We start from the raw sequence: 24802 nt of genomic DNA on the forward strand, positions 1-24802 counted from the left end.
CGATGCACTCCTTATCCCGCATCCCTGGACGACACGCCACGCATTGTCGAATCGACTGAATATTCTGCAAACATCTCGGCCCCCCACCCTCCGGTCACGATGCTTCGACCGTTGGCGATGGCAACATCCGAGAAAGACCACGAGGAGCTAAACGCCGAGCCGCCCCGTGCGGTTGGATTCGGTATGCGATAAAAACAATCCAGTTGTCTTCCTACGTTTTTGCCTTTCTCGATACAGGGCGATTCCGTGGAGCGACGGAGCTCCCAAGAGGGACAGATTCTTATATTGATAGGCATGCGTGGGTCATCCCGATCCGTTGAGCTGTCAGCTAGGATTCAACATGTTTTAAGACATCGATGTATCCCGCAATTATATATGCATATTTATGATCTGCTTTTGCATAAAGAAAGGCCCGTCCCAAAGTACGGGCCTTGATGGCGGAAGACGGCGGCTGGGGCGTGTCCTAGGCGTCGGCGGGGGCGCCGTAGGTGTCCAGGACCTGCCCTTGGCCGTCCACCAACCGGACGGTGCAGGCGAGGTCGTCGCCGACGATGACCTGGTGCAGGCAGGCGGCGTAGATGACCGTGCTGGCGGCGTTCTCCCCCTGGCTGCCCATGCCGGCCTTGGTGCAGGTGAGCGTGACCTCGGTGAGGCCGTCGTTGTAGGCGATGGCGCTCACTTGCGGGAAGTCGGGCGAGTTGGGAATGGCGTCCAGCAGCTGGCGCGTGCGATCGAGGTCGGCCTCGCAGAAGGCCTCGAAGGCGGCGTCGCTCATGGTCACGGTGTAGTTGCCGTCGGAGTCGCGCACGATGTCGGTGCCGCCGGCCTCCTCGAGGGCGCGCCTGCTGGCACCCTCGTCCTTGGAGCCGAAGTACGCCTGGGGTACGGTGAAGCGGCGCCCCTGGACCCCCTGGCCCTGGGTCGCCGTCGCAGGCGTCGAGGCGTCGCACCCCACGAGGGCAACCCCGGCACCCACGGTCAGGGTCCCCGCCAGGACGGCGCAGAGGGCGCGGGTGCCCACGAATCGATTCAAAGTGTCCCTCCCTGCGAACATTCGTTTTGTGGTTCATGCCATGGTAGTGACCGCAGGGGTTTCAGGGTGTGGGCAGGGGTACACATCATCAGAACCACAAGGAGAGCCAAGGAGGGCGCGTGGCAGACATTCTCGACTATCTCGACTGGTACGGGGACGTGCCCCTGGAGGCCGTGCCCTTCAACGAGGTGGACAACGTCGTGCTGGCGCAGTTGTCCTACTGCGCCCTGGAGGGCGTGGTGCCCACGGTCGCCGAGGGCGGGACCGTGACCATGGCCGAGGCGGCCGAGCGCTTCCTCGAGGTCAACGGCAAGGAACAGATCTACGGCTGGGCCGGCGTAGTCTCGCCCTACACGGTCCTGCTCCCGCAGAAACTGGCGGCCGGCCGGCGGTTCCGCGACGCCCGCCTGGGACGCCTCCACGCCCGGCTCGACGCACGCAGCGGCGAGCAGCTCTGCGTCTTCCACGTGGGGCTGTCGGACGGGTCCACCTACGTGACCTTCCGGGGCACCGACGACACGGTCGTGGGATGGCGCGAGGACTTCGAGATGACCTACGACGTGGTGCCGTCGCAGACCGACGCGGCCACCTACCTCGACGTCACCTGCGGGGACGTGCCGGCCCCCATCATGGTGGGCGGCCACTCCAAGGGAGGCAACCTGGCGGTCTACGGCGCCGCCATGTGCGGCGAGGCCGTGCGCGGGAAGGTCTCGGTCATCTGGAACAACGACGGCCCGGGCTTCGACCCCGAGGTCCTGCCCGAGGAGAGCATCGCCCCGGTGCGTGACCGCATCCGCACCTACGTGCCGGAGTTCGACGTGGTGGGCCAGCTCCTCTCGGTGGGCGAGCCCACCAAGGTGGTGGCCTCGGACGAGCGCGGCGTGATGCAGCACTCCGCGTTGAGCTGGCAGGTGCTGGGGCCGTCGTTCGTGGAGTCGCCGGGCATCCTGCCGGAGGCCAGGGCGGTGAACCGCGCCTTCGACTCGTGGCTCGACTCCGCCGACCGCGAGAAGCGCCGACACGTGTTCACGGCGTTCTTCGACTCGCTGCAGGATGTGGGCGTGGAGGGCCTCTCGGACCTCATGAGCGGCGACCCGGAGATCGTGGCCGGCGTCACGGCCCGGATCGCCGGGGCCGAGCCCGAGGTGCGCGACTACATCATGGACCTGCTCGGCGTCCTGGCCAGCGGCTACATGCAGACACGCGTCTCCCAGGCGGCCCAAGCCACGACGGAGACCGTCCATCAACTGCTGGGCGGGGGCGCCGCACTGGGCGGCGAGCCCGTCTTCGACGAGACCGGGCCGCTGGACCCCGCGGAGATGAGGCGGTACCAGCGCTACATCGGGCGCAAGCGCACCCTCGACAATGCCCGGCGCTGGCTGGGGCTGGACCGCCCCGCGGTGCGGGCGGTCCTGGGGGCGGCGGCGGGAACGGCGGTGGGGGTGCTGCTGTTCAAGGCCCTGCGGAGGCGCTGAGGGGCGCCCGCGCAAGGCCGGGGCCCACGTCGCGGGAGCCCCGGCCGGAACGACCCTACTGCGTCCTCGCGCTCGACGACACCTCCATCGTCATGGTCTGGAAGCGATCGGCCATGTACTCGTTGTCGTAATGCACGGCACAGAACCGCTCGATGGGGTTGGTCTGCGGCACGCCGGCCTCCCGGAGGTACCAGCAGTCGAGGGTGGTGAGGGTGGCCACGCCGTCGAAGATGATGAAGATGGCGCAGATGGTGGTGAGGGTGTAGCGCCAGCCCCAGGGGATGCGCTTGATGAAGTACAGCATGACGGGCAGCAGCAGCTTCACCCACACGAGGCCGAGCAGGCCCCAGCAGCACATGTAGAAGAAGTTGGTGCGGCCGTCGATGTTGAGGAAGGTGCCGCTGTAGTTCCACGCCGTCACGCCGAACGCGTACTGCATGAACCAGCTGGTGAAGAACTCGAAGGCACCGCCGATGACGGCGCTCACAAGGAAGATCACCGGCACGGGCCTGTTGTGGAAGTGGTTGAGGGCGATGGTCATGAGGCAGGCGCCGAAGCCGTAGATGGGCGAGAACGGGCCCCACAGCATGCCGGCGCGGTCCATCCACCAGTGGTTCCCGATGAAGAAGTAGACCGTCTCGACGATGAGGCCGAGGACCGACGCGATGGTGAAGATCCAGAACAGGTTGAAGAAGTTCAGCGTGATGTAGCCGGTGCCCGAGCGCCTGCCGGGGATGGTGGTGCGCTCGTCCTTGGAGAAGACCATGGCCTTGAGCGACTCGGTGTCGGTGCGGCGGTTGGCGCGCTCGAGGGCGAGCTCCGGGTCCCAGTAGGAGTGCAGGGCCACGAGCAGGGCGGCGAGGAGCCCGTAGACGATGAGCACGCTCGTCATGCCGAACACCATCACGTGGCAGAGGATGACGCCCGTGAGCAGGAGGATGCAGCCCTCGCAAAGGGCCAGGCGATGGGCGCTGTCGCCCTGGAGGATGCGCAGCGCCATGGCGAAGAGCCCCGCCGCGAGGGCGAGCATGAGCACCGACTCCACGACGAACACCACGACGGTGACGTCGAGGTTGCCACGCACGCCGCCGCGGGCCACGTCGAAGATGGCTTCGGAGGCGAGGGTGCCGAACAGCGGGACGAGGAAGACGCCGGCCACGAGGAGCAGCACGGCGTAGCTGGCGGCCGTGACCGACACGGTATGGCCGAGCAGCGTCACGAAGCGGGGCTTCCTGCGGGTGCCGTCGCGCTTGAGGATGCCCTCGCCGGCGGCGTCGACCTCGGCGGGCGTGGGGGTGGCCTCGTCGGGGGGCTCCGGGGCCACGGGCCCGTAGACGGCGTCGGCGAGGCGGTCGCGCTCGCACAGGGCGATGCGGCGGTCGAGCGTCCGGCGCTCCCTCACCAGGGACGCCTGCTCGCGGCCGAGATCCTTGATGCGGCGCTCCACCTGCCCGCGACGGGCGAGGAGCTGGGAACGGCTCGTGAGGGCGTCCACGCCGGACTCGTCGCCGGCACCCTTGGCCGGGTCTTTCGCCTTCGCCTGCCTGAGGATCATGGAAAGCCAATCTCGCGGTAAATGAAAGGGGCCGATGGGGTTCTATTCCCCATCGGCCCCTTCGGCAACCGAGCAGTGCCCTGCGGCACCGCGTCAGGCGTTGGCCACGGCGGCCCGCCCCGTTTCGTCAGCGCCGGCGCCCTGGCGGGAGACCTCCTCGGCCGCCTCACTGATGGCGTTGAGCATGTCCACGATCTGGTCGACGTTGTCGGTGCCCACGCGGGCGGCGATGGCGCCCACGGTGTCGAGCACCTGGTCGTGCTGGCGCTCGTAGATCACGGAGTCGGGGCGCAGGCGCGTGTAGACGCGGCGGCGGTCCTCGGTGGAACGTTGGCGCTCGATGATGCCCTTCTCCTCCATGCACTGGAGGGTGCGGTTCATCTGGCTCTTGAGGATGTGGGACTCGCGGCAGAGGTCGGTGGCGGTCAGGCGCCGGCCGGGGTGCTCGATCTCGTTCTTCATCAGGATGTTGCAGATGAGGGCCTCGTTGTAGCGGAGGTCCCGCAGCTGGTGCACTTGGGAGACACTCGTGGTGACCCGCAGCCACGCTGCGAGCATACGCTCTTTGTCCTGCCTGTCCTTGTCCATGGATGCCCCCGGTTCGCACGCTGGCCTCGACACCGGCACCCCGCACCGCAGGCGGCGAGGGGAATATGCAACCGGTTATCTTATGCACTATAGTACCCGCGGCGTCGTTCAGCTGAAAGGGTTCTTTTAAGCAGAAAAATGAGGGATAACGGGAAACCTAGGGTTTCATGATAGATATATTATTCAGGTACGGTCAGAGTGTCGAAAAAAAGCGTTTTCACCTCTGTTCTTCCAATATTACAGAACAGTTTCAGATAAGAGGGCCAATGGAACCGACCCGGGGCCACAGATGGGCCACGAACGATACCTCCTCAAGCGAGTGGGCACAAACCGGTGAAGGACCCCTCTGAAGAAGGAGAGACATGGACAAGATCACCCTCGTCGTGGGCTCCACGCGCACGGGCTCGTTCAACCAGCAACTGGCGGACGTTGTCCGCGAGACGGTAGGCGACCGCGCCGCCGTGGCCCAGCTCGACTACACGGACGTGCCCTTCATGAACCAGGACATCGAATGGCCGACCCCCGACGCCGTGGCCCGCGTGCGCGGCGAGCTGGCCGCCACCGACGGCATCTGGATCGTGACCCCCGAGTACAACGGCCTCATGCCGGCCCTGGTGAAGAACCTGCTCGACTGGATGAGCCGGCCCATGCTGGAGGGCTCCGCCGTCACGGCGGTGGCCGGGAAGCCCGTGGTCATGAGCGGCGCCGGCGGCCGCCAGGCGGCGGCCGGCTCGTTGGCGGAGTGCAGGCGGCTCTGCGAGTCCATCAAGATGGATGTCGCCGCAGACCCCGTGGGCGTGGCCATCGGCAAGGGCTACGGAACCGGCGTCCTCGAGGTGTCGGACGACGACCGCACCCGCCTGGCCGCCCAGGCTGACGCCCTGCTCGCCGCCATGGAGGGCGCCGGGGACTAGACCCCTGCCGCAGGGCCGTCCGCCCCGGGGTCCGCGGCCCCGGACGCGGTGCGCGAGAGCGACTCGAGGAACGCCCCCACCCGGGTGGCCATCTGGCCCGAGGGAGCGTTCCTCGGATCGCAGCCGTCCCCGGACAGCACGAGCAACGGGATGCCGGCCTCGTCGAAGGCCTTCTCGGCCACGCCGGCGAGGCCGAGCGTCTGCTTGCAGCCCCAGTGGCCGAAGAGCACGGCGCCGTCCGCCCCGGCCTCGCGCGCCCGGGCGAGCGCGGCGTCCACCCGGCGCCCAGCCGGGCCGTTGGACGTAGAGAAGACCAGGCGGCGGGCCATGAAGTCGAAGGGCCGCTCCGGGTCCAGGGCATCGAGCACGTCGAGGGAGTCGCAGGCCATGTCGTCGCCCACGAGCTCGGCCTCGGCGCCGCCGTCGAAGATGCGGCCCATAGCCCCCTGCCAGTTGGGCAGGGTGTGCAGCCAAAACACGCGAGGCACGCCCCGGCCGCCCGCGCCCTCGGCGGCCCCAGCGGCCTCGGCGGCGGCCACCATGTCGGCCACGAAGTCCTCCGCGGCCTCGGTGCCCAGGAACACATGGGTGCACACGAGCAGACAGAGCTCGGAGGTGAGCGTGGTGGGCAGGCTGCACCGCGACCTCAGGGCGCAGTAGCGCCGCATCCCCTCCAGCGTGCGGCGCGACCGGCGGCACACCTCGCGCAGGCGGTCCTCGTCGACCTCGGCGCCGAGGACGTCGCCGAGGGTCGCGGCGAGGTCGCGGAGCTGGTCGGCCACATAGGCCACGTCCTCCTCGGAGGTGCCCTGGGGGACGTCCACCACGAGGTGCGGGGCGCCGGCGGCCTCGGCCATGGAGCGGAAGCTCACCTGGTTGGCGTCGCAGGCCAGCGTGGTGTTGGCCACGAGTGCCGGCGGGCCCAGGACGCCCGCGTCCTCCATGCCGAGCATGAGCTTGTGGTAGCTGCAGAAGCTCTCGGGGACGCCGGCGGCCTCGGCACGCTCGCAGAAGCCCTCGGCGCAGCGGGTGCAGGCCACGTAGACCGAGACGACCTCGGGGATCATCGGCGCCACCCCGGCCGCGTGGAGCAGCTCGCAGGGCAGGAAGATGTTGACGACACACGACGCCTCGGGATGCCTGAGGGAGCCCACCACCCCGGAGGCGATGACCCCGTTGCAGCGGTCCTGCGCCGCGACGACCCCGCGGCCGCCGGTGAGGCGCCCCTTGAGGGCCACGGCCGAGTAGGCGAGGCAGAGCAGCCCCCGCGCCCGGGCCGGGTCGTCCACCGCGGCCCTGTCCACCCAAGATCCGAGCAACGTGACAGGGTCCATGGCGCTCCTTTCAGGGAGAATGGTCCAGGGCCATGGTAGCCCATTGTGAGAGGGACCCTTCGAGGGTAGGAGAGGTCCGAAACCGCACCGCCAAAGAGAAGAAACCGGAGGAACCCATGAGCGACACCGACGAGGTCAAAACCGACCAGACCGCCTACGAGGAGGCCGAGGAGAGATTCGACGCCCAGCCGGCCGCCGTGGCCGCCGAGACCGAGGGCGTACTGGACGAGGAACCCGCGTTCACCGGAGACGGCGGCCCCGAGCCCGAGAAGGCTGTCCCCGGGTCCGTCGCGGCCGCGGCCCCCGCAGCCACCGCCCTGCCCCACCCTGCCGCCGACAACGGCAAGGGCGCCGGGAAGGCGGGCTACCGCCGCGCCGCCAAGGTCTACGACTGGCTCGGGTTCATCGGCGGCGTCTTCGCCGTGGCCCTCGGTATCACCATGCTGGCCATGGGTACCCCCGAGGCCATCCGCTTCGGCGCCGACTTCTACACCGAGGCCTTCGCGGCCATGACCCAGATCGCCTTCATCCTCAAGGTCGGGTTCTTCGGCGTCCTGGTGGCCATGGGCCTCGGCCTCATGGGCACCTTCGGCCCGCGCCTCATGGCCAAGGACCACGCCGACCGCTAGGCCGCGGAAGGGCCGCCGGGGCCCGCAGGCATCGCGCGCTGATAAGGGACACCGGGGTCGCGGGTAGAGACCCCGACATAAACCGAAGGCCTGCCAAAGCAAGGAGAACCCCATGAACACCTCCCTCACCCAGCGCTTCATCGTCTGCGCCCTCGACGGCGACGGCAACTTCGCCACCAAGGAGGCCAAGGCCTGCTCCGTGGCCTGCGCCCTGTACGAGCTGGCCAGCGACGGCTTCGTCAAGGTGGCCCGCGACGACGACAAGGTGCGCTGCGAGGCCCAGCTCCCCGTGAGCCAGCGCGACCTGCTCCCCCTCTACGACTATGTGGAGCAGCACCGCGTCGTCGACGCCGACAAGCTCCTCGAGCACATGCTCGGCAAGGAGTTCTCCCCCTTCATGGCCTCCCTCTGCGACCCCCTGCGCGAGGCCGGCCTGCTCGTGACCGACAAGAGCGAGACCACCTTCGTGCCCTCCCCCGACGCCCGCAAGGAGATCGTGGGCCACGTCGTGCGCGCCCTCGACGGCGACGAGCCCATGAAGCGCGACGACGCCGCCCTGCTCGCCTTCATCGACGGCGCCGGCCTGGCCGACGACGTGTTCGGCCGCGAGGAACGCCGCGACATCAAGGAGCTCCTCAAGGACCGCAAGTGGGACTCCTTCAAGTTCGCCACGACCCCCGAGGGCAAGGACACCTTCGTCTCCGCCTGGAACGACGTCGAGAAGGTCTACGCCCCCATCGTCCGCGAGTACGTGGCCAAGCACTAGCCGGCGGCCCGCCAAGGCCCTTTAGGCCCCGTGCGACCCTGCCGGCCGCACGGGGCCTTCTCATGGCGGGAGCGGACCGCGCTACACTGAGGGCAACCCGCCCTCGAGAGGAGTCCCATGAACGGCTTCACCTTTCACATCCCCACCAAGATCTACTTCGGCGACGACGAGTTCGGTCACCTGGGCGAGGAGGTGGCCTCCCACGGCAGCACCGTGCTGCTCACCTACGGCGGCGGGTCCATCAAGCGCACCGGGCTGTACGACCGCGTGCTCTCCCAGCTGCGCGGGCAGGGGATGACCGTGGTGGAGCTGGGCGGCATCGACCCCAACCCACGCATCGCCTCCGTGCGCCGCGGCGCCGAGCTCTGCCGCGAGGCCGGCGTGGACGTGGTGCTCGCCGTGGGCGGCGGCTCCACCATCGACTGCTCCAAGTTCATCTGCGCCGCGGCCGTGAGCGACCGCGACCCATGGGACTGGTTCGCCGACAAGACCACGCCCATCGACGACGCCCTGCCCCTGGTGACCGTGCTCACCCTGGCCGCCACCGGCTCCGAGATGGACAACGGCGGCGTCATCTCCAACCCTGAGACCAACCAGAAGGAGGGCAGGGGCGCGCCGTGCCTGCTGCCCAAGGCGAGCTTCCTCGACCCGGCGAACACCTTCACGGTGCCGCCGTTCCAGACGGCCGCCGGCTCCGCCGACATCATCAGCCACACCTGCGAGGCCTACTTCTCCCAGGACCACGACCTCTACTTCCTCGACACCTTCATGGAGGGGCTCCTGCGCACGGTGATGCGCTTCGCCCCCAGGGCCATGGAGCACGGCGACGACTACGAGGCCCGGGCCAACCTCATGTGGGCCAGCAGCTGGGCCATCAACGGGTTCGCCGACGGCGGCAAGACCCAGGCCTGGAGCGTGCACCCCATGGAGCACGAGCTCTCCGCGTTCTACGACATCACCCACGGCCTGGGGCTCGCCATCCTCACCCCGGCCTGGATGCGCCATGTGCTGGCCAAGGACCCCGAGGGCACCTTGCCCAAGTTCTGCCGGTTCGCGGAGAACGTCTTCGGCATCTGCGACCCCTCCCTCAGCGACATGGAGCGGGCCGAGGCCGGCATCCAGGCGCTCCAGGACTTCTTCTGCGACGAGCTGCAGTTGGCCGGGAGCCTCTCGGCCATCGGCATCGACGAGGAGCACTTCGGGGCCATGGCCGAGAAGGCCTGCCACGGCCCCGCCATCAAGGGCTTCGTGGAGCTCACGCCCGCGGACGTGGTGGAGATCTACCGGGCCTGCCTGTAGGGGGCACCGCCTCCTCCCTGCGCTTGAAAGCCGTTGAGGGCCTTCGGGCGCAGACGGGAGCGGCAGGCGGCGTTACGGAGGAGAGGGCTTTCACGGACCGTGAAAGCCCTCTCAATATTCCGTACGAACGCTCATACCAAAAAGGGGGTTACCTACCTCGCCGTCGTCGCCGCGTCGTTAGGTCTGGTCCCCTTGGCACACCACACATCCATCGCCCTGCCCGCCGAGCAGGACGCCCGCCGCCCCATCCTCACCCGTAGCTTCGGATGGGGATTCGTGGCATCGTTCGCGCTGCACTGCAACCTCTACGTGCTGTCGGTCATCATGACGACCCACTGCATGGAGCGCTACGGGCCGACATCGCCACGGCGTCGCTCGCCACCGGCATCTTCACCATCGGCTGCCTGGGGGGGGCCGGTTCCTCGGCGGCCCCGTCACGGACCGACTCGGCCTCGTCCCCATCGCCATCCTGGGCTTCTCCCTCACGGCGGCCTCGTCGCTCCTCTACCTCGTGGCGGGCGACATCCACGCCGTCATCGCCATCCGCCTCTGCCACGGGCTCTTCTACGGCGTGGCCTCCACCACGGTGACGTCCATGGCGTCGGCCCAGGTGCCCGAGGAGCGCCACGGCGAGGGTATGGGCTACTTCATGCTCTCCGTGACCCTGGCGTCGGCCGTGGGCCCGCTCGTGGGCATCGCCCTCATGGGCAGCGCCAACTACGCGGCGCTGCTCCTGCTCGCCGCCGGCCTCGCCGCAGCCGGGTTCGCATCCACGCTGCTCTGCGGCCCCACCGCCGGGCAGGAGGAGCTGGGCCGCGAGCTGGAGGACCTCGAGTCGCTGGAACCCGACGCCCCCCCCGAGGTGGACTTCTCCCCCGACGGCGTGCGCCTGCTGCCCACGTCCCCGGGTCTCGCGCGGTTCCTCGAGCTCTCTGTGCTGCCCGTGGGCGCCGTCATCTTCATCAGCTACCTGGTGTACGGCGCGGTGTCCGCCTATCTCGACCCCTTTGCCCAGCAGGCCCACCTCATGGGCGGCGCCGGCTTCTTCTTCCTCGCCTACGCGGCGCCCATGCTCGCCTCGAGGCCCTTCACGGCCAAGATCCTCGACCGCCACCCTGATGGTGCCCGGCTTCGTGGCCCTGGGCGCGGGCATCGGCCCGGCACCTGAATGCGATTGAGGGCGACCCTCTCGGCACCTGAACGCGATCAAGAGCGGATCCGGCGTCCCTGAACGCGATTGGGGGGGCGACTTCTGGCGCACGGGCGTGCCGGGAGTCGCCCCCCAACCGCGTTCAGGTGCAGAGGGGGGGCCGCAGCTGCCCGGCGGCCCGGTGCGCCTGGCCCGGTGGTCCGGCGGCCGGGCTCAGGCTCCGAGGGAGACGAGCTCCTCCACAAAGGCCGTGGTGGCGGCGGAGAGGCTCCCCTCCCCGCGGTGCACCACCCCGAACCGGAACGGGTCGATGGCCGCCATGGGCACCATCACGGCCCCGAAGGCCTCCACGGGACCGGCGAGGTCGATGGTGAGGCAGATGCCTATGCCCGCCCCCACCATGGCCTTGGCCGTCTCGATGTCGGCGGTGGAGAAGCGGACGTCGGGCTCCACCCCCTCCTCGGCCATGAGTAGGGCCGTGTCGGTGCCGCGGCCGGGGCGGATCTGCACCAGGGGCTCGCGGTCGAAGTCCGAGAGATGCAGGAACGGCCGGCGGGCAAAGGGGTGCTCGCGGGGCACGAGGGCCACGTAGCGGCTCTCCCCCAGATAGGTCCAGCTCCTGCCCTGCTGGGGGCCTCCCACGCACACGTCGACCTCGCGGGCCGTGAGCCACCGGGCGAGCTCCGGCGTGGCGCCCTCCCTGAGCTGCACGGTGACGCCGGGATGGCGGTCGCCGAACCGTGCGATGGCGGGGGCGAGCCAGTGGGCCGCCAGGGAGCGGGCGCTGCCCAGGCGCACGGTACCGCGGTCGGGGGAGGCGATCTCGGCCGCGAGGCCCTTCACGCGGCCGGAGAGCACCGCGAGCTCCCGCAGGTCGGGCACCAGGGCCTCGCCGGCCTTGGTGGGCACCACGCCGCGGCTCGTGCGCTCCAGGAGGGTGACCCCCAGCTCCGACTCCAGGGCGTCGACCAGACGCAGGACCCCGGCGGGGGTGTAGCCCATGGCCCGGGCGGCCGCCGAGAAGCTCCCCGTGGACACCGCCTGCAGGAACGCCTCCACCCTGGTCTCGTCCACGATGCCTCCTTTTACGGTTTGTAAATACTACTTCTATATACCATCTATTCCATCATATGCAAGGACCGTTCACCATGGGGCTCCCATCGACCCAGAAGGAGTTCGTCCGTGCTGCCCAGCGTTTCCCACGTCCTTGCCCTCCCCCGCCTCCAGAACGCCGCCACCCGGCAGGAGCCCATCCTCACCCGCTCCTTCGCCCTCGGGTTCGTGGCGTCGTTCGCCCTGCGCGCGAACCTCTTCGTGCTCTCGGTGGTCATGTGCGCCTACTGCATGGACCGGTACGGGGCCGACGTGGCGTCCGCCTCGGCCGCCTGCGGCATCTTCACCATCGGCTGCCTGGCCGCGCGGTTCCTCGGCGGCCCCGCCACCGACCGCCTGGGCCTTCGGGCGACGACCCTGGCGGGCCTGGGTCTCACCTGCGCCTCGAGCCTGCTCTACCTGGCCGCCGGCACCCTCGACGCGATCCTGGCGATCCGGCTGGTCCACGGCCTGTGCTACGGCGTGGCCTCCACCACGGTGACCTCCATCGCGTCGGCCGACCTGCCCGAGAGACGCCACGGGGAGGGCATGGGTTACTTCATGCTGTCGGTGACCCTGGCCTCGGCCGTGGGACCGCTCCTGGGCATGGTGCTCTCCGCCGGCCCCGCCAGCGACCTGCTGTTCATGGTGGCCGCGGGGCTGGCCGCCGTGGCCATGGCCGCCACGGCCCTGACAGGTCCCCTTCCCGCCGACGAGGCCCGGGAGGCCACCGCCCTGGAGGATGTGGACTCCCTCGAGCCGGGGGCCTCCTCCGTGGACTTCGACCCCGCAGGGGTCCGTCTCCTGGCCACGCCCCGGCCCCTGGCCCGGTTCCTGGAGTGCTCGGCCCTGCCCGTGGGCGCCGTGGCCTTTGTGGGCTACCTGATCTACGGGGCCGTCTCCACCTACCTCGACCCCTTTGCGAGCCAGGCCGGCCTCATGGGGGCAGCCAGCGTCTTCTTCGTGGTCTACGCCCTCACCATGCTTGCCACCAGGCCCATGACGGCCAAGCTCCTCGACACCCGCGGCCCGGCCCCGCTGCTCGTGCCCGGCTTCGTGGCCATGGGCGCCGGCATCGTCGTCATGGGCATGGCGGCCAACGGCGCGGCCCTGCTGGCGGCCGCGGCCCTCATCGGCTACGGCATGGGCGCCATCCAGCCCACAGGGCTCGCCATGGCCACCCGGCACCTGGACCGCAGCCGCTACACCGTGGCCAACGCCACCTTCTACATGATGGGCGACCTCGCCTGCGGCGTGGCGCCGGTCATCTTCGGCCTGATCGTGCCCATGGTGGGCTACCGCGGCCTGTTCTGCGGGCTGGTGCTCGTTGCGGCAGCGGGCGTGGCGCTCTTTGAAGGGCTGCACCGCAAGCGGCTGGTGTAGGCCCTAGCGATCCGCCGCCTCGCCCCGAGGCCCCGCGAGACGGTATGCCGTCCCGCGGTCGTCGCGGATCAGATAACCCCCGTCGACCAGCATGCGGCGAAGCCACACGTAGTCTTCCATCACAGGGGCGAGCACCTCGTTTACCTGGGATTCAGAATAAGGGCGGCCCGGCTCGAACCTCCTCGCCGCCCAAGCGACAAGGGCCTCCTTCATCGCCCGCTTTGCGGGAATGGACGTCACTCGTCCTTGAGAATCAAGATAGCGCCTAGCAAAGTCAGAGACCCTGTCCTCGCCCATGGGCACGCCTTCCTGCCGGGGGAACACCGTTTGTCTAGTAATAACATCCATTCGCTGAATTACCCCAGACATCAGGAAAGGAGGATAGCAATGGAGGACATGCAGACTACGATGAGTTCTCAAGACCGTGAGACCGAAAACTCGACTGCGAGCGACCTGTTCATTGAGGTCTTTGACCACGAGGACTATTTGGTCAAGTACTGCAACTAGCAACCCTTCGGGCCCACCCTTAAATGAGGGCGGGCCCACCCTCATCTCCTTGCATACAAAATGAAAGAAACCACCTCCTTATTTTTTCTTATCACAGCCCGCACACTTTCGTGTTTTGGTGTCTGGGCCGTGTCCACGGCTGCCCCGTCGACTGTTTTTAACGAAACGGGCAATTACGCCCTTATGGCCCTCCTGTTTGTTTTTCGCTCGGTCCCGGCCCTTCCAGCCAACGCGGCCCTCTTCGCTTTGGAGGCTCGTGGGCATACGGCTCTATCCATGCTGCCGCACATCGAGCTTCTTCGCTGTCTTCTCTATGTTCCCATTGTTTTCTTAAGAAGTGATTATATATTATTCTTTTTAACATTAGCATGGAGCTTCACCGAGGCCCTCGCGATGCCTTGCTATTTCTCCTTGGCACCCGCGCTCTCCTCAACAGCCGAAAACGGCAAGGCCATCAACCGCCTTCTCACCGCAACCAATGCCGCCATGTTGTTAAGTCCTGCAATAACCGGCCTTCTCGCCACGCGGTTCTCTTTCGAAGCCCTCTCCCTGGGAGCCGCCGTACTTTTCGCCGGATCAGCTGCACTTCTTCGTTTTCTTGCCGTCAATGCAAAGCCTTTGATTTCAACCGGCCATGATGAATGCGAAATTGTCGAAGTGGGCAGTGGCGGCCATTGGCATCTGACTGGTGTAGTTAAATCTATTCCATTATTTGTAAGCATTTTTCTCTTAGTTGACTTTACATCCGGTCTGGCCTTCGGAACCCTTAATTCGCTCATGCCCATCGCTGCCACCGAGACCTCAAGCAACTCCGTCGCCCTGTACGGCGGCTTCCTCTCCCTGCTCATGGCCGGCCAGCTTTGCGGCAATGTTGTCTACGAGTTTCTCGGAAAGCGGCAGTTCGCCCCGAATCGCCTCTGCTTTTTAGCCACCGGCTTCTCCCTTTTTGCCTATCTTTGCTTTGGCTGGGTGTCCTGGTGGCCGCTGCGCTGCGCCATGCTTTTTCTCACTGGCCTTGGAAACTCGGTGCAAGACGTATGCCTCCTGACCTCCCTCCAGACACCAAGCTGTCCCTCTGGCAGCACCCGCACGATTGCCCTGCGCGAGTCCCTAGGATCAATCGCCGTGCTCCTCTCTTCTGCCGCGGTGGCAGCAATGATCAAGTTAATTTCTATACCCCTTATCGTCACCCTTTCCTTTGCCGTGGCAACGCTTGCGTCGGTGGCAGCCTGGTCCCGTCTCAATGGGCCGCGATCCTGAGCGGCCCTCGCGCAAGACCCAAGGAAGGAGGGCCTGGAGCGGGGACGGGCCGTCGGCCCAGGGTCGCGGGGGAAGGCCGCCGGTCAGGCCCATTCAGGCCCATTGCCGTCCCGTCCGGGCCGCTTGGAGAAATGCCCACAGAAGCTTTTGCGGGTGCCGAGAGGCGCCGAAAGTACCCACAGAAGGTTTTACGGGTGCCGAGGGGCGCCGGGACCACCCGCAGAAGCTTCTACGGGTGGAAAAGTACCCGCAGAACGTTTCACGGGTGACGAGAGGCGCCGGGACCGCCCGCGGAAGCTTCCACGGGTACCGGTACGCGCCGGGACCGCCCGCCCGCCGGCCGGCCCCGCCTACCGCCGCGTGAACACCAGCCTCGTGCCGTCGTCTGCGCTCCGCTCGGCGTCCAGCGCGTACCCGCCACGGTCGAAGGCCGCAAGGCCCTCCTCCGACCCCACGCCCTGCTCGGCGCACCACCGCACAAAGGTACCCCGGGCCTCCTTGGCGGCCGTGGCCCGCTGCACCCACCGGCCGTCGTCGGCCACGGTGCCAAAGAGGCAGGTCACACAACGCACGCCTGCCACCAGCCACGGCAGCACGGCCCGGGCGTACTCCTTGGAGGCCACGTTCACGAGCAGCCCCTCCCCCTCCGGAAAGAGGGACCGGGCCAGCCACGGGCCCCAGAAGCCGTAGAGGTCCCGGCAGCCGCAACCGCCCCAGCCGGCACCTGCGGCTAGGCGCGCCCCCATCTCCAGCCGATAGGGCGCCACGGCGTCGAAGGGGCGCAGCACCCCGTATAGGCCGGAGAGTATGCGCAGGTGCCCTTGGAGGTATGCGAGCTCCCCCTCGGTCATGACCGAGGGGGCCATGCGCGTGTACTGGATACCGCGGTAGGCCAGGACCGCCGGGGCGCGACCGTCCGGCCCCCACGCGTCGAGGGCGTCCAGGGCCTTCCCGGTGAGGGCGTCCGAGGTCTTCCAGAGCCGTTGGAGCTCCCTGCGGCCCATGGCCCGCAGGTCCTCCGTGAGCCGCTCGGCCTCGGGCAGGAACGCCGGCTCTGCCAAGGGCAGCGGTCCCTCGCACGCGGCCATCCCCTTGGCCGGTGAGACGATCAGCCGCAGCACGGCGCCCCCTAGTAGAGCGGCAGGTCGCCGGTGATGGGGTCCACCTGCTCGGGGAAGAGCGGCTCAAAGGCGAGGCAGGTGTAGGTGGGCTCGCCGTGGAACTCGGTGATGCCGGCGTCCCTCACGAGGGAGACGACGAAGCCCTCATCCATGCCCTGCTCGGCCACGTCGAGCAGGGCCTCCTCGCCGTCCACGTAGACGCACACCTTGGCCACGCCGGCCGAGAACCACGCCGCCAGGGCGGAGTCGTCGCCGGCGGCGAAGACCGGCTCGCCGTCCTCGCCCAGCGTGGTTCCACGTGCCGCCAGCGCCTTGAGCACGGCGTCCACACAGGCATGGCCCGCCTGGGCGGCGATCTTACCCTTGCGCATCTTGAGGTCGCGGCGCATCACGATCATCTGCTTGGCCTTGTAGGCGGCCATGGCACCTCCCGGGACGAAACGGTCACTCCGCGTAGTCTACGTCCACATGGACCGTGAAGGTGTAGTCGGGGTGGCGCTTCTCCAGGTCATCGACGATGCGCCCCTTGAACGCCTCCACGTCGGTGACCGAGAAGTCGCGCACCACGTCGAAGACCACGCGGTTGTGGTCGTGGTCCACATAGAGCCCGTGCATGGACAGCACCCCCTCGTGGGCCATGACCTCGGCGCGGATGGAGTCGTTGAACTTCTTCCACTCCGGGTCCTCGGGGTCGGCGCCGTAGACGCCGCAGGTGAGGATGATGTTGTGCTCGCGGTACACGCGGTCCGAGATCTTGCGCGAGAGCGTGTCGATCTCCATGGCCGTCATGTTGGCCGGCACCTCCAGGTGCACGGAACCGATCATCTCGTTGGGGCCGAAGGAGTCTAGGAACAGGTCGTGGGCGCCGATGACCGGCGGGAACGACGCTATCTCTGCGCGCAGGCCACGGGCAAGCTTGGGGTCGATGCGCTCGCCGAGAATCTCGCTTACGATGCTGCGCAGCATGTCCCAGCCGCTCTTGGCCACCACGAGGGAGATGAGCGCGGAGACCCAGCCGTCGATGGTGACGTGCCAGAGCATGGTCACGGCGATGCCGACAAGGGTGGCCCCGGTGACGAGGGCGTCGAACAGGGCGTCCACGCCCGAGGCGTCCAGGGCGTCGGAGCGGGTCTCGCGGGCCTTGCCGCGGGTGTAGAGCCCCAGCCACACCTTGACGGCGATGGACAGGACGATGACCACGACGGCCACCCAGTCGTAGGTGGACAGGGTGGGGTGCAGGATCTTGAGGACGGAGTCGCGCAGGGTGATGACGCCCGTGGCGAACACGGCCGCCGCCACGAGGAGCGCCGAGAGGTACTCCACGCGGCCGTAGCCCATGGGGTGTTCCCTGTCGGCCGGGCGGGCGGCGAGCTTCACGCCGACGATGGTGACCACCGAGGAGACGGCGTCGGTGAGGCTGTTCACGGCGTCGAGCACGATGGCGAGGGAGTTGGACGCAAAGCCGATGGCCGCCTTGGCCACGGCGAGCGCCACGTTGGCCACGATGCCCACGGCGCCGCAGCGCACGACGACGGCGTTGCGGTCGCGCTCGTCGGCGGGCGCGTAGGGAATACTCTCGCCGGAGAGGCCCCGAGAGGCGCCGGACGCCGGGGCGCGGCCGGTCTTGCCTGCGGTTTTCTCGGCAGTGGGCTTCTCGTCGGTGCGGGTGCTTGCCATGGGGTGCGGTCGCCTTCGTTCGTTCGCGTTCTCACAGGACATCAGGTTCCTACCCGCCCACCCCCGGACCCTACACCCGGGGCCCAAGACCGTGGGTGTCCCGTGGCGGGCCGCGACGCCGATTCAAGGGACCGGTCCCTCGGGGAACAGGGTCTTTTGCAAAGCAAGGGAAGCCCCGCGGGGGCGCCGGAGAAAGGGGACGCGATGTCCGAGCACATGAACGCCGAGAAGGCCGAGAAGACCCTGGTGGACGACGTCATCCGCGAGGGGGCCCTGGAGAACGAGACCCACTCCATGGAGGCCTCCATCAAGCCCAACTACGACGTCGAGGGCAGCTACGGCGACCCCGCGGTGGCCGAGGCCGTCGACGGCGCCGAGGGCCGCGTCGTCGAGGAGAACCTCACCGTGGGCACCGACGAGAACGGCAACCGCTACGCCGAGGTCTCCGAGAGCGTGACCGGCGAGGAGTAGGCCGGCCGCCGGGCCCGGGCCACGCCGGTCCGCCCCCCCTGACAAGACTCCGCCCGAGGGCGCCGCTGGCCGATCCGTTCGGTCACCGGCGCCCTTTTCGTCACGGAGACACCCGGTACCGCCCCTGGAGGTCCCGAGACAAGAAGGGCGCCCCCGGCCGGCACGGGGTCCGACCGGGGGCGCCCACCGCAGCCGCTGCCTAGGGGCGGCGGCGCCGGACGAGGACGAGGAGCGCGGATGCCGCGGATGCCGCCAGGGCCACAGCACCTGCCACCGACGACCCGTCGCCGGTCACGGGCAGGAGGCCGAGGGGATGGCGGGAGACGATGGTCCGTCGGCCGTCGGATCCGGTGGAGGGCAGCTCGCGGTCGGCCGGAAGGACACCGCCGTCGGGGCCCGCCCCCGCGGGCCAGACGGTGTCACTGCCATAGCGCGGGTGGGTGCGCTCGTAGAGGCCCCACCCGCCCGCAGGCGAGAACGGCTCGCCCCGGCCGGGGCCCGACAGGGGCAGCGACACCTGGGAGGGCATCTCCCCGAAGGCGATGGCGACGTTGCCGATGTCGCGGCCGACGGCGTCGGGGGTCACCAGGGCGTCGAAGACGAGGGTCGCGGTCTGGGGGCCGCAGACGGTGCCCACCGAGACCGCCAGGGTCCGGCTCCACGGGTCGTAGCACCCGTCGTCCACGGCGATGTCGGCACCATCGGGGCCCAGGAGGCGGATCGAGCCCGAGACCGGCTCGAGGCCCCGGGGGACGTCGTCGCGCAGCACCGCGCCCATGAGGGCCGACCCCTCCTGACGGAGGGAGAGCGAGAGCCGGTAGCGGACGGTATCGCCCACCCGGGTGGTGCCGTCGGAGCGGTCGAGGTTCTCGACCTCCTTGGTCACCACCACGTCCTCGGGGGCCGGGTCGGACCCCAGGATCTGCGACGGGGTGGCCGGCGGGGTGGCGACCTCCACGACACCGGGGTCGTCAGGGTCGCCGGGCGCGTCGGGGTCGAGGGACGGGAGGTCGTCGGGGTCCACGGCCGTGCCCGGGGCGGGGGCGTCGGGGTCGCCGGGGGCCTGGGGCACGGAGGCGCCCACGTAGGCCACGTTGGCGCCGTCGGAACCCAGGGCGGAGGCTCCCACCACGGCCTCGAAGGTCACGATGAGCGACTCGCCGCCCCAGAGCTCCCCGCAGTGCAGGGCGAGGACGCGGGTCTGGGCGTCGTAGCACCCATCTGCCACCGTCAGCTCGCGGCCATCGGGGGTGGTGAGGCGCACGGTGCCCGGCACCGGCTCGATGCCCGCGGGGAGCGGGTCGGCCACCCGTACGTCGTCCACCCGGGTGGCCGGGGAGCCGCCGAGGGACACCTCCACCGTGTAGCGCAGGCGGTCGCCCACCAGGGTGCGCCCCGCCTGGGCGGGACGGCTCAGGTTCTCGACGGTCTTCCGGGAGGCGAGGGCACCGTCGGCTGGCTCGCCCGGGGCCACCTCCGAGCCACCGGGGGGCGTCACCGCCGGGGCGTCGTCCGGCTCCACGGGCCCCACCGTGGGGGGAGCCCCCTCGTCCTGGTCGGGGTTGGGCCGGGTGCCCGTGGCCGAGGCGCTGTTGGAGAGGTCCGCAGCGTCGCCGTCGCGGCCGACGGCGTCGTCGGCCACAACGCACTCGAAGGTCACCGTGGCCGACGACCCGCCGTACACCGTCCCGCAGGCGACCTCGAGCACCGCCCTGCCGTCGGCGCCGGGGGCCGAGAGGCGCCACTGGCCCGGAACGAGGGGGCCATCGCCCTCGGCGGGCCGCCCGTCCACGTCCAGGAGGTCGGCGCCGTTGGTCAGATGGACCGAGCCGCCGTCGAGCTTGAGGCAGGAGGGCAGGGCGTCGGTGACCACGACGTCGGTCCAGGCCGAGCCCGCGGCCCCGTTGGAGGCCGTGACTGTGTAGCGGAGCCGGTCGCCGGGGCGGGTGGGGCCGTCGGGGTGGGTGAGGTTGACCACGGCCTTGGCCACGGCGGGGGCCGGCTCCACCGACGCGTCGGGCAGCACCGTCACCTCGAAGGAGAAGGTGGTGCCCACATAGGCGCCGTTGGGCTCCTGCACGATGGTGAGGTTGCCCTTGCCCACCGCCTCGGGGTCGAGGGTCACGGTGATGCGGCCGGCCTCGTCGCGCACCGGCACGCCGTCCTCGTCGCACACGATCTGGGCCGTGAAGACCGACCCGTCCGAGGCAGTGACCCTCACCGGCGCGGAGCTGGCGGTGGAGAGCTTGAGCTCCACGCGGCCGGGATGGGGGTCGTCGTCGGTGGGGGCCCGGAAGACCGTGGTCACGGTCCCCTTCACCAACCGGCTTCCGTCGTCGCCCTCCTCGGGCTCGCCCTGCTCCACCACCAGGTGGTTGGCCGGGTCGTCGGGGTCGCCGGGGTCGCCGGGGCCCGGCTCCACCTCTGCCCCGGGGTCCACGGGGTCGATGCGCACCGTGGCCGAGGGGACGTCGTCGTCCTCGGTGGGGTTGGCGCTGGCAAGGTAGTTCTTCGAGGGCAGGTAGCGCACGGTGACCTCGTGCTCGCGGTCATCGGTGGCCGTGGGCACGAGGATGTCCCGGTCGGCGGGCACGAAGGTGTACTCGAAGCGGGTGGTGCTGCCCCCGGCGCCGTTGTCCACGCGCCAGGCGTTCTGGGGCAGCGTCACGGAACGGGCGCCGTCCAGCACCTTGGGCTCAAAGAGAAGCTCGACGGGCTCGCCCACGGCCTCGCCGTCCACATAGAGCTGGACCTTGCCCTCCGGGGCCTTGCAGGTCGCGGCCACGGGGCAGTCGGGGTCGTCGTCGAAAAAGCCACCGGAGATGTTTGCCGCCACCTTGATGGCCTGGCGGGCGTCGTGGCCGTCCGAGCCGGGCGCGCCGTCGGCCACCCACTGCGCCTCCACGAGGGCGACCCGGGAGGGCACCGGGGTGATCTCGCACCAGCCCACGGCCCTGTGGCCCCAGTAGTTCTCCTTGAAGTCGGCGTAGATGGGGTCGGGGTTGTCGGAGAACTGGGTGGAGGTCATGGTGAGGCGCATGACCCCCTCGTCGGAGGGCAGGCCGCCGTCCTCCGAAACCTCCGGGCCCACAGGCTCGCCGTCGCGCCCGGTGTAGACCTGGTACTTGTAGGTGACCTTGTCGGGATCCGAGAGGGTCTTGGGCAGGGCCTCGTCGGTGGTGATGGAGTTCCCGGCCCCGCCGATGTCGTAGGGTTCGAAGGGCAGGCCGTCGTAGGGTTTCACGAGCTTGTCGGCGTAGGAGGCCGGCAGCTCGAAGTCGACGTAGCGCTTGAGGGTGTCCTCCTGGCCGGGGTTCCTGAAGAGCGGGTTGACCTTCTGCACGGCGCCGTTCTCGTCGACGTAGGAGAGGTTGACCGTGACCTGCTCGGAGGTGGCCTGCTTGGGCAGCCACAGGTAGAGCTTCCCGTCGTAGAAGCGGTGGGGCGCACCGTAGTCGTAGCGCTGGCCGGCCACCAGGAGCTCCCAGTCATGGATGAGGTTGTCGCCGCCCACCACGGTGCCGTCCTCGTTCACGCGCTTGATCTCGGCCGACAGGTCGATGGTGACCATGAAGACCTTGTTGGGGTCGTTGGGGTCGCCGGTGTTGTAGCCCGGGGCCATACCGGCGTCGTTGCTCCAGGCGGTGTCGCCGATGCCCAGGAAGTAGCGGACGGGGTCGGTGCAGAACACCGAGCCGCCGGAGATCACGACGAAGCCGCCGGACCCGCCGATGTCGGGGAAGACGTTGTAGCGGCCGCCGTCGGAGTGGGCCCCGCCGCCACCGGTGCCGTGATGGGGAATGAGGGTGCCGCCGGTGACGGTGACGGTGTGGCCGGCGTTGGTGGACCAGCACGCGCTGCCGAAGGCACCGCCGTGCCACCCGCCGAACGACTCGATGAAGCCGCCGTTGATGTTGATGTCGCCGGCGTAGGTCACGCCGCGGCCCAGGCGGGGCGTGGGGATGGCGTCGGGGAGCATGGCCCCGTAGCCGGAGCAGTCGCTGTGGCCGGCGCCGATGCCGGCCCCGTGGAGGCCGCCGTGGGTCTCGATGGTGCCCCCGTTGAAGGTCATGGCCGTGGCGGTGCCGTTGGCCTCGCCGCCGGCACCGATGCCGGCCGAGTAGCTCGTGCCGCCCTCGCCGGAGAAGTTCCAGCCGTAGACGTCCACCTTGAGGCGCCCGCCGTTGAAGGTGAGGGTGCCGCCGTCCTCGTAGGAGGAGCCGCCGATGCCCGAGCCCTGGCCCCCGCCGTGAACCTCGAGGTAGCCGGGGTCGTCGCTGTCGAGGGCCGAGGCGTGGGACCCGGCCTCCACCACGGTGCCGTCGGACAGGACGATGTCGGCCGCCACCTTGTCGCCCTCCACCCGGGCCATGGCGCCCGACGCGTCGCGGTTGTCGCGCCCGTCGTCGACCACGAGCGAGGAGCCCTCGCCGCAGCGGATGCCGGCGTATATGGAGCCGCCGGCGGTCACCGTGAGGCTGTTCTCGGTGCCGTCGGCGACCTTGAGGTAGAGGGAGGTGGGGGCCACGATCTGGGACCCGCGGGCGGCCCGGCTGCCGTCGGCCGTGCCATAGAGGTTGGTGGCCACGTCGATGGGGCAGACCGTGGCCGACGCGATATGGACACCGGCCAGGGTGAGGTCGGCCGCCACGCCGGGGTCCACGCGCACCGTGGTGGCGGAGGTGGCCACACCGTCGGCGTTGGCCAGGGTCAGCGGCGCAGGGCCCGTCACGTGGAGCACCGTGCCGTCGAGGCGCCAGTCGACGCCCTCGACACCTCCCGCCACCTTGAGGTCACCCGCCGCGGACCAGGCGCGGCCGTCCTGGGCCGCCTGGGCCGACAGGCCGTCGACCCCCTCGGCAAAAGCCCGCGCCACCGGGGCCGGGACGGCTACCGACAGGGCGAGCAGGGCGGCGAGCGCCAACCTGCGTCCACGCCGGCCAAACGACGACTTTCCCATGGCAGACTCCTCCTCAAAGGGCAGGGGCCGCCCCCAGACGGTCCGCGGCCCATATTCAGGTCAATCTTGAATTGACCTGAATATACTCTTCAATTCCCTTGAAAAGAAGCGCCCTTTGTCGCGGCCTACCGGGCCCGATGCAGCCCGTCCCCCGCCGGCACCTCGGTGCCGTCCACCGTCAGGAGGGGCCCGTCCACCCCCGAGAGCGCCACGTCGCCGCAATCAAGGGGCCGCACCCCCGAGACCACGAGGCTTCCCCGGCAGAAGGCGCCCACGCCACCCGCCATGGCCGGCGCCCCCTCGTCGGGGCCGTCGTCGAAGGCCACCTCCACCCGGCGGAACACGAGGCGGTCCACGGGGTCCTCCGGAAGGCCCGCCACCCAGGCGGCGCACCACTTGGCGCCGCGCACGACGATGTCCTCGAAGGTGAAGGAGCCCAGGCGGGGCGTCGTGGCGTCCACCGGGCGGCACGAACGGTCCTGGACCCAGGCCTCCATGCCGTCGGGGTCGCAGTTGTAGAGGGCGTTCACCACGAACGGCACCCCCACCCCCTCCATGGCGATGCGCCGGAAGACGACGGAGGTCACCAGCGAGTCCCGGCCGCGGCCCCGCCTCGTCTTCACCCGCAGGCCCCGGTCGGTCCGGCTGAAGACGCAGTCCTCCACCACCACGACGGAGACGTCCCCGGCCGTCTCGCTGCCGATGGCCACGGCCCCGTGGCCGTCGTGCATGGAGCAGTGGGTCACGCGTACGGCCGTGCAGGGAGGGCGCACCGGGCGCTCCATGGAGAGCTTGCCGCTCTTGATGGCCACGCAGTCGTCGCCCACGGAGAACTCGCACCCCGAGACCAGCACGCCGGTGCAGCTCTCGGGGTTGACCCCGTCGGTGTTGGGGGGGAGTCGGCCGGACTCTTCAGGGCGAGGCAGAGGAACCTCGCATCGCGGCAGAGCACCGGGTGCACGTTCCAACTTGGGCTGTCCCTGAGGGTGCCGACCAGGGCCACCCTCTCGCACCCCTCGAGAAAGACGAGGCGGGGCCGGGCGGCCGCCCGGATGCGCTTGGGGTCGTGCCACCAGGTGTCGGCGGTGGCCTGGCCGTCCACCGTGCCGGGGCCGTAGACGCAGGCGTCACGGACCCCCACGGCGTTCACGACGGCGGCGGACATGGCACAGGACTCCCCCTCCCAGGTGCCCCCTCCCAGGTGCCGAGCGGGTACGGGGCGCCGCCGTCGGTGCGGGCCTGGCTGGGAGGGAGGAGCGCCCTCCCCTCCCGGTCGTAGACGGCCAGCAGCTCGGCCCCCTGGGCCAGATGGAGGGAGACGCCGTCCTTGAGCCACAGGCTCGACACCCGGTAGCGCCCCGCCGGCACCTCCACGGTGCCGCCCTCGGCGCAGCGGGCCACGGCCGCCTGGATGGACCCGGTGTCGTCGCGACGGCCGTCTCCCGCGGCCCCGAAGTCGCGGATGTCGAGCCGCACGGACTCCGGCGGCGTCTCCACCACGGCGGCGCGGGCGCAGGCCCAGGAGACAACAGCTTTCCGGGGCATCCAGACGACATCGGCGGTTTCCATGGGCCGGCTTCCTCTCGGC

General features: G+C 69.5%; 21 protein-coding genes. 9 read left to right on the forward strand and 12 right to left on the reverse strand.

Annotated features, from left to right (window positions below; translation table 11 throughout):
* Positions 1 to 463: 463 nt before the first annotated feature.
* Complete coding sequence (locus OR600_RS08270) at positions 464 to 1033, reverse strand: hypothetical protein (RefSeq protein WP_265590988.1); 570 nt, start codon at positions 1031 to 1033, stop codon at positions 464 to 466.
* Positions 1034 to 1152: 119 nt separating this feature from the next.
* Here OR600_RS08270 and OR600_RS08275 point away from each other — a divergent pair, with 119 nt between their 5' ends.
* A complete protein-coding gene (locus OR600_RS08275; RefSeq protein ID WP_135978471.1) occupies positions 1153 to 2508 on the forward strand; it encodes an Mbeg1-like protein in 1356 nt (451 codons plus the stop codon).
* A 55-nt stretch (positions 2509 to 2563) separates the two neighbouring features.
* Here the strand turns inward: OR600_RS08275 and OR600_RS08280 are convergent, their stop codons facing one another.
* Together OR600_RS08280 and OR600_RS08285 are read right to left on the reverse strand one after the other, a co-directional pair.
* Positions 2564 to 4063 carry a putative ABC transporter permease gene (locus OR600_RS08280; protein ID WP_135978470.1) on the reverse strand — a complete coding sequence of 500 codons (1500 nt, stop codon included), beginning with the start codon at positions 4061 to 4063 and terminating at the stop codon, positions 2564 to 2566.
* 93 nt (positions 4064 to 4156) lie between these two features.
* A complete protein-coding gene (locus OR600_RS08285) occupies positions 4157 to 4651 on the reverse strand; it encodes a MarR family transcriptional regulator (protein WP_135978469.1) in 495 nt (164 codons plus the stop codon).
* A gap of 362 nt (positions 4652 to 5013) precedes the next feature.
* Between OR600_RS08285 and OR600_RS08290 the strand changes: the two genes are divergently transcribed.
* Positions 5014 to 5565: an NADPH-dependent FMN reductase gene (locus OR600_RS08290; RefSeq protein WP_135978468.1), complete on the forward strand. Its 552-nt coding sequence runs from the start codon at positions 5014 to 5016 to the stop codon at positions 5563 to 5565.
* On the opposite strand, the gene OR600_RS08295 is transcribed toward OR600_RS08290, so the two are convergent.
* Positions 5562 to 6899 carry a 2-hydroxyacyl-CoA dehydratase subunit D gene (locus tag OR600_RS08295; protein WP_265590989.1) on the reverse strand — a complete coding sequence of 446 codons (1338 nt, stop codon included), beginning with the start codon at positions 6897 to 6899 and terminating at the stop codon, positions 5562 to 5564. The genes OR600_RS08290 and OR600_RS08295 overlap by 4 nt on opposite strands.
* Before the next feature lie 116 nt (positions 6900 to 7015).
* Between OR600_RS08295 and OR600_RS08300 the strand changes: the two genes are divergently transcribed.
* The 4 genes from OR600_RS08300 to OR600_RS08315 all read left to right on the forward strand — a co-directional run bounded on the left by OR600_RS08300 (position 7016) and on the right by OR600_RS08315 (position 10761).
* Entirely contained in the window at positions 7016 to 7528 is a 513-nt protein-coding gene (locus tag OR600_RS08300) for a hypothetical protein (protein WP_265590990.1), read from the forward strand.
* Positions 7529 to 7640: 112 nt separating this feature from the next.
* Positions 7641 to 8294, forward strand: coding sequence for a GPP34 family phosphoprotein (locus OR600_RS08305; protein WP_135978465.1), 654 nt, complete (start codon positions 7641 to 7643; stop codon positions 8292 to 8294).
* 117 nt (positions 8295 to 8411) lie between these two features.
* The gene (locus OR600_RS08310; protein ID WP_204407816.1) at positions 8412 to 9593 is read left to right on the forward strand and encodes an iron-containing alcohol dehydrogenase; all 1182 of its coding nucleotides are present in this window, start codon (positions 8412 to 8414) and stop codon (positions 9591 to 9593) included.
* Positions 9594 to 9993: 400 nt separating this feature from the next.
* The gene (locus OR600_RS08315; protein ID WP_265591064.1) at positions 9994 to 10761 is read left to right on the forward strand and encodes an MFS transporter; all 768 of its coding nucleotides are present in this window, start codon (positions 9994 to 9996) and stop codon (positions 10759 to 10761) included.
* 195 nt (positions 10762 to 10956) lie between these two features.
* Here OR600_RS08315 and OR600_RS08320 read toward each other — a convergent pair whose 3' ends face one another.
* Complete coding sequence (locus OR600_RS08320; protein ID WP_251164181.1) at positions 10957 to 11817, reverse strand: LysR family transcriptional regulator; 861 nt, start codon at positions 11815 to 11817, stop codon at positions 10957 to 10959.
* A 108-nt stretch (positions 11818 to 11925) separates the two neighbouring features.
* Here OR600_RS08320 and OR600_RS08325 point away from each other — a divergent pair, with 108 nt between their 5' ends.
* On the forward strand, positions 11926 to 13218 hold the full coding sequence (locus OR600_RS08325) for an MFS transporter (RefSeq protein WP_251173782.1): 1293 nt from the start codon (positions 11926 to 11928) through the stop codon (positions 13216 to 13218).
* Positions 13219 to 13221: 3 nt separating this feature from the next.
* Here the strand turns inward: OR600_RS08325 and OR600_RS08330 are convergent, their stop codons facing one another.
* On the reverse strand, positions 13222 to 13515 hold the full coding sequence (locus OR600_RS08330; protein WP_204407964.1) for a DUF2087 domain-containing protein: 294 nt from the start codon (positions 13513 to 13515) through the stop codon (positions 13222 to 13224).
* 270 nt (positions 13516 to 13785) lie between these two features.
* Here OR600_RS08330 and OR600_RS08335 point away from each other — a divergent pair, with 270 nt between their 5' ends.
* Positions 13786 to 14985: an MFS transporter gene (locus tag OR600_RS08335; RefSeq protein ID WP_204407965.1), complete on the forward strand. Its 1200-nt coding sequence runs from the start codon at positions 13786 to 13788 to the stop codon at positions 14983 to 14985.
* A gap of 350 nt (positions 14986 to 15335) precedes the next feature.
* On the opposite strand, the gene OR600_RS08340 is transcribed toward OR600_RS08335, so the two are convergent.
* From OR600_RS08340 to OR600_RS08350, 3 genes are read right to left on the reverse strand one after another with little or no spacing between them, the layout of a single operon-like run.
* A complete protein-coding gene (locus tag OR600_RS08340; protein WP_251164179.1) occupies positions 15336 to 16106 on the reverse strand; it encodes a YaaA family protein in 771 nt (256 codons plus the stop codon).
* Between the two features lie 8 nt (positions 16107 to 16114).
* Positions 16115 to 16528: an aminoacyl-tRNA hydrolase gene (gene pth2, locus OR600_RS08345; protein WP_135978458.1), complete on the reverse strand. Its 414-nt coding sequence runs from the start codon at positions 16526 to 16528 to the stop codon at positions 16115 to 16117.
* Positions 16529 to 16550: 22 nt separating this feature from the next.
* A complete protein-coding gene (locus tag OR600_RS08350) occupies positions 16551 to 17783 on the reverse strand; it encodes a cation diffusion facilitator family transporter (protein WP_168354071.1) in 1233 nt (410 codons plus the stop codon).
* A 204-nt stretch (positions 17784 to 17987) separates the two neighbouring features.
* Here OR600_RS08350 and OR600_RS08355 point away from each other — a divergent pair, with 204 nt between their 5' ends.
* On the forward strand, positions 17988 to 18254 hold the full coding sequence (locus OR600_RS08355) for a hypothetical protein (protein ID WP_265590991.1): 267 nt from the start codon (positions 17988 to 17990) through the stop codon (positions 18252 to 18254).
* A 199-nt stretch (positions 18255 to 18453) separates the two neighbouring features.
* Here the strand turns inward: OR600_RS08355 and OR600_RS08360 are convergent, their stop codons facing one another.
* The 3 genes from OR600_RS08360 to OR600_RS08370 all read right to left on the reverse strand — a co-directional run bounded on the left by OR600_RS08360 (position 18454) and on the right by OR600_RS08370 (position 24783).
* Complete coding sequence (locus OR600_RS08360; protein ID WP_265590992.1) at positions 18454 to 23214, reverse strand: hypothetical protein; 4761 nt, start codon at positions 23212 to 23214, stop codon at positions 18454 to 18456.
* Between the two features lie 125 nt (positions 23215 to 23339).
* Positions 23340 to 24287, reverse strand: a complete 948-nt coding sequence (locus tag OR600_RS08365) for a glycoside hydrolase family 28 protein (protein ID WP_309295242.1) — start codon at positions 24285 to 24287, stop codon at positions 23340 to 23342.
* Between the two features lie 73 nt (positions 24288 to 24360).
* Positions 24361 to 24783, reverse strand: coding sequence for a glycosyl hydrolase family 28-related protein (locus OR600_RS08370; protein WP_168354070.1), 423 nt, complete (start codon positions 24781 to 24783; stop codon positions 24361 to 24363).
* Positions 24784 to 24802 lie beyond the last annotated feature (19 nt).

It is taken from the genome of Granulimonas faecalis (assembly GCF_022834715.1).
In the GTDB taxonomy this organism is placed as follows: domain Bacteria; phylum Actinomycetota; class Coriobacteriia; order Coriobacteriales; family Atopobiaceae; genus Granulimonas; species Granulimonas faecalis.